General features: G+C 65.2%; 8 protein-coding genes. 2 read left to right on the top strand and 6 right to left on the bottom strand.

The window, feature by feature from the left end:
- Positions 1 to 134 precede the first annotated feature (134 nt).
- Positions 135 to 1,004, bottom strand: coding sequence for a VacJ family lipoprotein (locus B552_RS27985; RefSeq protein ID WP_019452136.1), 870 nt, complete (start codon positions 1,002 to 1,004; stop codon positions 135 to 137).
- Positions 1,005 to 1,047: 43 nt separating this feature from the next.
- On the bottom strand, positions 1,048 to 3,774 hold the full coding sequence (locus B552_RS0126750; protein WP_019452135.1) for an MMPL family transporter: 2,727 nt from the start codon (positions 3,772 to 3,774) through the stop codon (positions 1,048 to 1,050).
- Between the two features lie 181 nt (positions 3,775 to 3,955).
- Between B552_RS0126750 and B552_RS0126745 the strand changes: the two genes are divergently transcribed.
- Positions 3,956 to 4,585: an ABC transporter substrate-binding protein gene (locus B552_RS0126745; protein ID WP_019452134.1), complete on the top strand. Its 630-nt coding sequence runs from the start codon at positions 3,956 to 3,958 to the stop codon at positions 4,583 to 4,585.
- 67 nt (positions 4,586 to 4,652) lie between these two features.
- Here the strand turns inward: B552_RS0126745 and hpnH are convergent, their stop codons facing one another.
- Positions 4,653 to 5,816, bottom strand: coding sequence for an adenosyl-hopene transferase HpnH (gene hpnH / locus B552_RS0126740; protein WP_019452133.1), 1,164 nt, complete (start codon positions 5,814 to 5,816; stop codon positions 4,653 to 4,655).
- A gap of 33 nt (positions 5,817 to 5,849) precedes the next feature.
- A complete protein-coding gene (gene ispH, locus B552_RS0126735; protein ID WP_019452132.1) occupies positions 5,850 to 6,848 on the bottom strand; it encodes a 4-hydroxy-3-methylbut-2-enyl diphosphate reductase in 999 nt (332 codons plus the stop codon).
- A gap of 278 nt (positions 6,849 to 7,126) precedes the next feature.
- Between ispH and hpnA the strand changes: the two genes are divergently transcribed.
- Entirely contained in the window at positions 7,127 to 8,119 is a 993-nt protein-coding gene (gene hpnA / locus B552_RS0126730) for a hopanoid-associated sugar epimerase (RefSeq protein ID WP_035880413.1), read from the top strand.
- A gap of 10 nt (positions 8,120 to 8,129) precedes the next feature.
- On the opposite strand, the gene B552_RS0126725 is transcribed toward hpnA, so the two are convergent.
- Together B552_RS0126725 and B552_RS0126720 are read right to left on the bottom strand one after the other, a co-directional pair.
- Entirely contained in the window at positions 8,130 to 9,272 is a 1,143-nt protein-coding gene (locus B552_RS0126725; RefSeq protein WP_019452130.1) for a glycosyltransferase, read from the bottom strand.
- A 6-nt stretch (positions 9,273 to 9,278) separates the two neighbouring features.
- On the bottom strand, positions 9,279 to 10,295 hold the full coding sequence (locus B552_RS0126720; protein WP_019452129.1) for a hypothetical protein: 1,017 nt from the start codon (positions 10,293 to 10,295) through the stop codon (positions 9,279 to 9,281).
- Positions 10,296 to 10,401 lie beyond the last annotated feature (106 nt).

Raw genomic sequence — 10,401 nt, 5'->3', positions numbered from 1 at the left:
CCCCTCTCCCGCCACGCGGGAGAGGGGGGAACCCCGCTGGCATTTGAAATGATTCCGTCGGTTTGCTCCCCTCTCCCGCATGCGGGAGAGGGGTTGGGGGAGAGGGCGGGCGTTTCAAGGCCCGCCAGTGTTCACTACTTCGCGCTATCAGGTGCGGGAGCAGCCGGAGCAGAAGCAGGGGCAGCCGGAGCAGCCGGAGCCGAAGCCGGTGCACCCGGCGCCGAAGGCTTGGCTTCCGTACCCTTGTCCGACTCGTCCACTTCGTCATACGTCGGCAGCGCGTTTTCGCCCTGGTTGAGTAGGTACTGGCGCCGCTGGGTGTAGGCGTCACGCACGAACGCGTACTTGTCCAGCGCCGCCTGCGAGAGCAGGTCTGTGGCGCCGAGCAGGTTGGCTCGGGTGTTGATCACGTTGACGCCGAACATCGTGTTGCGCCAGGCCGGATCGAAGTAGTGTGCCGGGTCCAGGTAGATGCTGGCTGCCACGCCCACGCCGTCACGGAACGAGCTTGGGCCGTAGATCGGCAGAACCAGGTAGGGGCCCGTCGGTACGCCCCATGTGCCCAGCGTCAGTCCGAAGTCCTGCGAATGGCGGTCCAGGCCGGCTGCCGTGGCAACGTCGATCAGGCCGCCGATGCCGAGCACCGAGTTGATGGCTACGCGCATCATCGTCTCGGTGGCATCGACGCCCTTGCCCTGCAGCACGTTGTTCACGAAGTTGCCGACGTCGGCCAGGTTCGAGAAGAAGTTGGTCACGGCCAGGCGCGCAGGTTCAGGCGTCACCGCCTTGTAGCCCTTGGCCAGCGGCTGGGCCGCGTAGGTGTCGATCTTGTCGTTGACCGTGAAGATCACCCGGTTCATTGGCTCGAGCGGGTCCTGCGGATTGGCTTGCGGGCCCGTGGCGCAACCAGTGGCCAGGATGGACAGCGAGGCGGCCGCCAGCGTGCTGGCAAAGCGGGACTGACGCGGCGCAAAAGCGCGCGAGGGCAAAAAACGGAAGAGCATCGGGAAACGTTTGACCTTTCGGGTTCTTGTCGGAATTGGCCGCCTACCGTCCTGGGTGGCGATGATCCGGTCCTGCTGTCTTATCGGCGGATTGGGCCATTGTCGTAGCCACCGACAGTGGGGGTAGTGACGGGCCGAGCGGCTCGGCGCGGCCCAGAGGCTGGCGGCGCGGGCGTCCCATCAGGATCGGCTGGAAGAACACGGCGCCGGTCAGCGTGCAGACCAACGCCAGCGCCAGCAGCTTGCCCATGCTCGCGGTGCCCGGGTGGTGCGACAGCCACAGGCTGCCGAACGCCGTGGCCGTGGTGGCGGCACTGAAAAGCACGGCGTGGGTCAGGCTCGATTGCAGCAGTTTGGTCTTGCCGTGGCGCCAGGCAATCACGTAGTAGATCTTGAACGCCACGCCGATGCCGAGCAGCAGCGGCAGCGCAATGACGTTGGCGAAGTTCAGCGCGATGCCGAAGACCACGCACAACTCCAGCGTCACGATGCCCGAGACCAGCAGCGGGATCAGCGTCCGCAGCACGTCGCCCACGCGCCGCAGCGTGATCCACAACAGCACCGTGATCGACAGCACGGCCCACAGGCCCGCGTGCAGGAACGCGGACATGATGGTGTCGGCTGAACCGCGGATTGCAATCGGGCCGCCCGTGGCGTCAGGCTGCACGCGCGCCATGGTGTCGATGAAATGATTCAGCGCGGCCTCGCGGGCTTCGTCGTTCTTCGCGCCGGGGGGCGGCAGCTTCGGGCTGATGCTGACCAGCGCCTGGCCATCGGGGGCCAGCCAGTCGCGCACCAGTTCGGGCGGCAGCGTCTGTTGCGTGATCGGCTCGGGTTGCAGAGCCTTCTGGAGCGAAGCCAGCGCCAGTTGCAGCGGCAGCGCAATTGCCTGTTCGGCGCGGTCGCGCGCGGAGGCCGGGGCGTCAGCCAGCTTCTTGAGCGAGCGCGACAGGTGATCGGCCGCTTCCGCACCCGGCCCCGGGTGATCCTCGGCAGCCAGCGCAAGCTGGCGCGACGCATTGCGCAGCGAGGCCACGCGGCGCACGTCATCGGCTGGCTCGGAGCGGGTCTGCGTGAGCACCGGCATCAGGTTCTTCGACATCCCGGCGATTGTGGCCAGCTTGACCGTCTGGTCGTCCGGGATAAACGTCTTCAGCGTCACCACGCGCTCCACTTCGGGCAGCGCCTTCAGCCTGGTGGCCACCTGCTGGGCGGCCGCCACTGACGGGGCAAGCACGTTGACGTCGTCGGTGCCGGCCTGCGGCGCGTCCTTGAGCGCAAGCAGCGTCGACATTGATTCGGATTCGGGGTCCTTCAGGTGCAGCGGATCGAAGTCGAACTTCAGGTGCGGCAGCAGCGGCGCACCCGCGATCAGCAAGGCCAGCACGCCGACCAGCGTGCCCTTGCGATGGCGCTCGAAGAAGGTATCGGCCGGGGCCAGCCAGGCAAAGCCGGGAACCTCGTTCTCGCCCGGCGGCGCCAGTACGCGGATCAGCGCCGGCAGCAGCGTGAAGGTGGTGCCGAACGCGATGAACATGCCGACGCCGGCAATCTTGCCAAGCTCCGCCACGCCGCGATAGTCGGTGGGCAGGAAGCAGAAGAACGCTGCCGCCGTGGCCGCGGCGGCCAGCGTCAGCGGGCCCGCCACGTCGCGCGCGGCCAGCACCAGCGCTTCGCCGATGTCGTCGTTCTCGTGCCGTTCCGCGCGGTAGCGTACGCCGAACTGGATGCCGAAATCGACGCCAAGGCCGACGAACAGCACCGCGAACGCCACCGAAATCATGTTCAGCGCGCCGACCATCAGCAGGCCAAGCGCGGCCGTCATGATCAGTCCGGCGATCAGGCTCAGCAGCACCGCCGTGATCAACCGGGCCGAGCGCAGCGCCAGCCAGAGAATGCCGATCACGATGACCAGCGTGATGATGCCGTTGAGCGCGGCGCCATCGCTGACCGAGGCGAATTCATCGTCGGCCAGCGGCTGGGGGCCGGTCAGGCGCACCACGGCGCTGTAGCGCTCCGCGAGTTTGAGTTCCGTAGCCGCCGCGCGAATGGCGTCGCTGGCGCCGGAGCCAGCCTGCAGGTCGCTGAAATCGAGCACCGGCGACAGCGTCACGAAACTGAACGCGTTGCCGTCTGCGTTGGGTTTGAGGCTGTTGTCGACCAGACCGGCCCACGACAGGGCCACCGAATGTTCGGCCAGCACGCCGTCGACGGTGGTTGCGCTCTGATCGAGCAGCTTTTCCATATCGCCGAGCTTGATCTGGCCCAACTGCAGCGGCAGCGTCAGCGTGGTGGTCAGCAGGTCGGACAGGCCGCGCAGCGTGGGATCGTGCGCAAGATTGTTGATCAGCGGCCGGGCCTGGGTGAGCTTGTCGGCCATGTCGTCGACGCTCGCAGCGTTGGCGAACAGCAGGCCGTTGCGTTCGAAAAACGGCCCGGAGCCGGGCTGCCCGACTGCGCGGAAGCGCTTGGGCTGCTGGCGCAGTGCCTCGGCCAACTCGTTGGCGGCCGCGTCGGCCAGTTCCTTGGCCGGGGCCTGCACCACGGCCAGGATCATCTTGTCGCGCTGCGGAAAGGCGTCGCTGATGGACTGGTCGTACTTTGCCCACGGTGCGTCCGACTCAAGCAGGCGGCTGATATCTGTATTGATCGCGAAATTGCGGGCTGCATAAATGCCGCTGGCCAGGGTCAGCAGCAAGGAAATGCCAATTACCAGCCACGGTTGAGCGGTGGCGAATTTGACGGTGCGAACGAGCAACTGTCTGATCATGTGTATGAATTCTTCAGCGCCCGGCGATCGGGGGGCGCGTTGGCGGCACACGGAGTATAGCGGGTGGAGGAACCGTTGCTGGCTCGGGAAGTCGTATGGACCATGCGGCCCGACCCGATATCGATCCGCTATATACTGGCCCGACTGGCCAGCCGGCCGACCCCTTGAGCATCAGATAGTCATGAACCGTCACGGATTCCTTCCCGCCGCCCTCATTGCCCCGATCGCCGCCGTGGTCGTCGTCACCACCGCGCATGCGCAGGTCAATACCAACGCCTCGCCGGACAAGCTTGTGCAGTCCGCCGTGGAGGGCGTGATCACGAAGATCAAGACCGACCCGGAAACCCGCGCCGGCGATCTTGGAAAGATCACCGCCGTGGTCCAGCGGGAATTCCTTCCCTATACCGATTTTGGCCGTACCACGCGGCTGGCTGTCGGCAATGCGTGGAAACAGGCGACGCCCGAACAGCAAAAGACACTCCAGGAACAGTTCACCGCGCTGCTGGTACGCAGCTACGCGGTGTCGCTTTCGCAACTGCGCGAGCAGAACCCGAAGTTCTCGTACAAGCCGGCCAAAACCGGCAGCAATGCCAATGACGTGGTGGTGGCCACGCGTGTGATGAACAATGGCGACGAGATGCTGATCGACTACCGCCTGCAGCGTGAGCCCGAAGGCTGGCGCATCTACGACATCAACATGATGGGCGCGTGGCTGATCGAGGTGTATCGCAAGCAGTTCGCCGACATCGTCGCGCGCGACGGTGTGGATGGGCTGGTGAAGTACCTGACTAATCACAATGCGCGGACCTGACGTCTTGCAGTCATGAAAACAATCGGGGTCGGCATGCCGACCCCGAGTTGTTTTCACCTCACCAGGTTTAGTGCACCTGGGCCTGCACGGCCTCGGCGCGGCTGCCCTGGGCCTTCTTCAGGTTGCCGATCTCGGCAAGCTTGATTTCCACATGGCGCGAGAACACGTATTCCGCCGGGCGTTGCTTGTCCAGCGGGATGTCCGGCGCCATCGGGCCGTCGGTCTTCACGCCGCGCAGGCTCACGCCCAGCGCCTTGAGCGGGTGCGAGAACGTGTCGGCCACGGCAGTGGCCTCGAAGCCGCTGTGGACCATGCAGTTGGCGCACTTTTCATAGTTGCCAACGCCGTATGCGTCCCAGTCGGTGTCTTCCATCAGTTCCTTGAAGGTCTTGACGTAGCCTTCGCCGACCAGGTAGCACGGACGCTGCCAGCCAAACACCGTACGCGCCGGGTTGCCCCACGGCGTGCACTTGTAGGTCTGGTTGCCGGCCAGGAAGTCCAGGAACATCGTGGACTGGCTGAACGCCCAGTTCTTGCCGGCGTTGCCGCGCGAGAGGATGTCGCGGAACAGTTGCTTGGTCTTGCCGCGGTGCAGGAAGTGCTGCTGGTCCGGGGCGCGCTCATAGGCATAGCCCGGCGACACCGTGATGCCGTCCACGCCCATTGCCTTGACCGAGTCGAAGAACTTCGCCACGCGGTCGGGCTTGGCGTCGTTGAACAGCGTGCAGTTGATATTGACGCGGAAGCCACGCTCCTTGGCCATGCGGATGGCTGCCACGCACTTGTCGTACACGCCTTCCTGGTTGACCGAGTGGTCGTGCATCTCCTGGTCGCCGTCCAGGTGGATCGACCACACGAAGTACGGGCTCGGCTCGTACTGGTCGATCTTCTTTTCCATCAGCAGCGCGTTGGTGCACAGGTAGACAAAGCGCTTGCGGGCGATGATGCCGCGCACGATCTCGGGCATGTCCTTGTGCAGCAGCGGCTCGCCGCCGGCGATCGAGACCACCGGCGCGCCGCACTCGTCCACGGCTTCCAGGCATTCGGCCACGGACAGGCGCTGGTTCAGGATCGGGTCCGGATAGTCGATCTTGCCGCAGCCCGAACAGGCGAGGTTGCAGCGGAACAGGGGTTCCAGCATCAGTGCGAGCGGGTAACGCTTTTGCCCGGACAGGTGCTTGCGTGCGATGTAGGCGCCTACGCGGGCGACCTGCAGAAATGGAATGGCCAAGGGGGTGCTTCCAGTTAGGTTCAGTTCCTTGCTTCAGCCTGCCGCCGTGTGGTCGGCAAGCTGAGCATCACTGATATCGGTTGTTTTCCTGGCCCCTGGGGCCAGCGTTGCATCGGCCAGTTCAGCCGGTAGGCGGAATTCGGCATGTTCCTCGATCCCTTCCATGGTCGATACTTCGACCGGACCAAGGCGGCGCAAGGCCGCAATGACGTCTTCCACCATTTCTTCGGGCGCCGAGGCGCCCGCGGTAATGCCTACGACATCAGCGTCACGGACCCAGGCGGGGTCCAGCTCGCTGCCGTCGGCAATCAGGTAACTCGGCACGCCACTCTCGTTGCCGATTTCGCGCAGCCGGTTCGAATTGGAACTGTTGGTGGCGCCAATCACAAGGATGACGTCCACACGGGTGGACAATTCGCGTACCGCGCTCTGCCGGTTTTGAGTGGCGTAGCAGATATCACGGGTGCTTGGGCCTACCAGATCGGTAAATCGTGCCCCGAGCGCCGCAATGATATTACGGGTGTCGTCTACGGACAACGTGGTTTGTGTGATGTAGGCGACTGGAGCGTCGGCCGGCAGGTCCAGCGTTGCCACTTCGGCCTCGCTCTGCACCAGGATGACCTTGCCCGGGATCTGGCCCATCGTGCCTTCCACCTCCGGGTGCCCGGCGTGGCCGATCAGGATCACGTGCCGGCCAGCGGCCGCGTACTGGCGGCCCTGGTTGTGGACCTTGATGACCAGCGGGCAGGTGGCGTCGATCGCGTGCAGGTCTCGGCGTCCGGCCTCGGCGATCACTTCCCGCGATACGCCGTGCGCGCTGAAAATCGTCACCGCATTGCCGGGCACTTCGTCGAGTTCCTCGACAAAACGCGCGCCTTTCTGGCGCAGCCCTTCCACGACGTGCTTGTTGTGTACGATTTCGTGTCGAACATAGACGGGGGCGCCATGCTTGACGAGCGCGCGGTCGACGATTTCGATGGCGCGGACCACACCGGCACAAAAGCCGCGAGGTTGGGCAAGTATCACCTGCATTGAGATGTTCTCCCGACCCTCTTCTGAAAACTGTGAAAACTGTGAAAACGTTCGTGAAAACGCTTGTGAAAATTTGATGACATCAGTATCTGGTATTCCCGGCATCACATTTCCGGCTCACGGTGGTTACTATATACCGGGGTCGCTTTTCTTGTCGGGACGTGGGAATTTGCCAACAGGGCTTTTCCGGCGAGAATGCCGCACCGCAAATCCGCGCCGGGCCGCGATCCGCGGCCGGAAACGCGGAATGTGCGCGCAACATTGTTAGGGGATTTGAAATCAACAATTGCATTCTTGTTACAGGTGCCTCGGGATTCCTGGGCTCTTCTGTGATGCGACAAGCGCTTGAGCGCGGGTTCCAGGTGCGGGTTCTGGTTCGTTCGACCAGCCCGAGGGCCAACCTGACCGGCCTGCCGGTGGAAATCGTCGAAGGGGACATGCGCGATCCGGCATCGATGGCGCGGGCCATGGCCGGGGTGCGCTACCTGTTCCACGTGGCGGCCGACTATCGGCTGTGGGCGCCAGATCCCGAGGAAATCGTGCGCTCTAACGTCGAAGGCACGGTGACGGTCATGAACGCGGCCCGCACGGCCGGTGTGGAGCGCGTCGTCTATACGAGCAGCGTGGCGACGCTGCGGGTGGCCGGGGCCACCGCGCCGGTCGACGAAACGGCGGCCATGGCGGGCCATGAGGCAATCGGCGCCTACAAGCGCAGCAAGGTGCTGGCCGAGCGGGAGGTGGAGCGGTTGGTGGCAGAGGGTTTGCCGGCGGTGATCGTGAATCCGTCCACGCCGATCGGGCCGCGCGACGTGCGGCCGACGCCAACCGGGCGGATCATCGTCGAGGCCGCCACGGGCAAGATCCCGGCCTTCGTCGATACCGGCCTGAACCTGGCCCATGTGGACGATGTGGCGACCGGACATTTTCTGGCGCTGGACAAGGGCCGCATCGGCGAGCGCTATATCCTCGGTGGCCAGGATGTGCTGCTGCGGCAGATGCTGGCCGATATCGCGGGCATGACCGGCCGCAAGGCGCCGACCATCGAACTGCCGCGCTGGCCGCTCTATCCGGTCGCGCGGGTGGCCGAAACGGTGGCGCGTTTCACCGGCAAGGAGCCGTTCGTGACCGTGGACGGGCTGAAGATGTCGCAATACCGGATGTTCTTCACATCCGCCAAGGCGCAGCGCGAACTTGGCTACGCGCCGCGGCCCTATCAGGAGGGCCTGCGCGACGCCCTCAGCTGGTTCCGCGAGGCCGGTTACCTGAGTTGACGGGGGACCGTCAGGACCGCACGGGCGCCTGCGAGCGCCCCTTCCACTGGCCGCCGCGACGCAGATAATAGCGGCGCGCCGAATCAAGCGTGGCACCCAGATAGAACACGGCCGTCAGCGGCAGCAGCGGGGCCATCCAGGCTGGCTGGCGGTACTCCCGCAGCATCGGGCGGTAGCTGATCGCCATCAGGATCCACGCAAGCCAGGCGGGCCACGCCGCAGCGCCGCCCACGAGTGCCAGCGCAGGCGGTGCCAGGTAGGTCAGGACCATGCCCAGCGTGGCGCCAGCAAGCATCCACGGCGAGTAATACAGCTGCGTGTAGGCGCTGCGCGCGATCATGTTCCAGAGGCTCTGCCAGTCGTCATACGGACGCAGCGAGATGCTGTCGTCGGCCAGGTCAAGCCGGATAGAACCGCCGGCCTTGATCTTCGCGGCCAGGCTGCAATCGTCGATCAACTCGGCGCGAATGGCTTCGAACCCGCCGATCCGGGCCAGCGCGGAGCGCCTTGCCAGCATGCAGCCGCCAGCCGCGCCCGCCACCCGGCTACGCGGATTGGCAATGCTCGCGAACGGGTACAGTTTGGCGAAATAGAACACAAAAGCCGGCACGATCATGCGTTCCCACGCGGAATCGCAGCGCAGCCGCACCATCAGCGACACCAGATCGCGCTGCTCGGCCTCGGCGCGCGCCACCAGTTCGGCCACGGCATTCGGGCCGTGCCAGATATCGGCATCGGTCAGCCAGACGAACTTCGCGTCGGGTATCTGCGCATCCGCCGCAGCCAGCCCCTCGGACTGCGCCCAGACCTTGCCGCTCCAGCCCGCGGGCAGGTCGCGCGCGCCAATCACCGTCAGCGCATCGGCCTTGCCGATCGACAGGGCGGCGGCACGGGCGATATCGGCGGTGCCGTCGGTGCTGTGGTCGTCCACCACCACCAGATGGAGCCGGCCGGCGTAGTGCTGGCTCAGCACGCCGGTCACGGCGCGGCCGATCACATCGGCCTCATTGCGGGCCGGGATCACGGTGACCACGGGCGGCCATTCGGCCGGGACGGGGGAGGGCGCGGGCTTGCGCACGCGCCAGAAACCGGCGCGCGCAAAGACGAGCACGCACCAGACCACGAGGGTCAGCAGGGAAAATCCAAACAGCATGGCGAGTTATTTGACGAAGCGGCGCGCAAAGCGGGCCAGTTTCGGCACGGTCGTAGGTCGCAGGAGGCGCGCATCATAACCTGCCATGCGGCGGTCGTTCTCGGTCAGGCAGAGATCGATCATCGAACCGGCAGAGAGCGATTCGGCCAGTGTCTCGGCTGCGTTCAGCGGGAAATTGGCATCCTGCGCGCCGCCGTTCTCGTCCACCTCGATCTGGCGGGCCAGGCCGATCCGCTCGCGGATCAGGAACAGCCAGACGCGGAATACCTTGAACGCAAAGGCCGGCCGGCGCCACCACGGCAGGTTGGCGCGATACCAGGCCACCCAGTTGACGAAGAACAGGATGTGGCGTCCCTCTTCCTGAATCACCGGCTCGAAAGTCTCGACCAGTTCGGCCGGGAAGAAGCCCGAATCCTTGGCGGCGGCAAACAGGCCGAACGCGGCGAAGCTGTCGATGCACTCGCTGTAGCCTGTAACCAGCCAGCCCCATTCGATGTCAGACGGCGGCAGGTACTCGGGCTCCGGTTCCAGCGTGATGCCGTACGCCTCGACGAGCTTCGACAGCACCACCTTGTGGCGCGCTTCCTCGTCGCCATCCATTTCCAGTGCGCTACGCAGCAGCGGGTCGCGCTGGAGTCCGGCAAAGCTGTGCACGCGCACCGACGCGCGGCCTTCGGTCTGCACCGCGATGTCCCAGATCGGCAGCGACGTCACGCGCTCCAGCGCATCGGGCGACAGCTTAGGCCACTCGATGACGGCTGGCTTGTAGGGATTGTGGGTCTGCAGCAGCATGTTGGAAAACATGCGCAGGTGCTCGGTGGAGCCAATGCGCACTGGACCTTCAGCTGGGTCGGTCCAGTTTCGCATCGCATGGTCGGCCTGGTCGACGGCCGCGCGGGCAATGGTGGCGGCTACTTCGGCAGCGCGGCTTTCGGGGCTGGATGCGGGGTCAGCAGCCTGCGATCCGGGGTTGGGGATCGCCTTGTCGGCCACCATGCCATCCGCTTCGAATTCTTTGTTCATCGGCTCTCCGGGCAGGGGATTGCGGGAGCCATTGTATCGATCTGGCGCGCTTGGCGCAGTGATTGTGTCGCCAAAGGCAGGCAAAAACACACCGGCGGGTTGGGGC

This window comes from Cupriavidus sp. BIS7 (assembly GCF_000292345.1).
Classification (GTDB): domain Bacteria; phylum Pseudomonadota; class Gammaproteobacteria; order Burkholderiales; family Burkholderiaceae; genus Cupriavidus.
The sequence above is the reverse complement of the archived record's forward strand: the minus strand, read 5'-3'. Positions and strand labels throughout refer to the sequence as shown.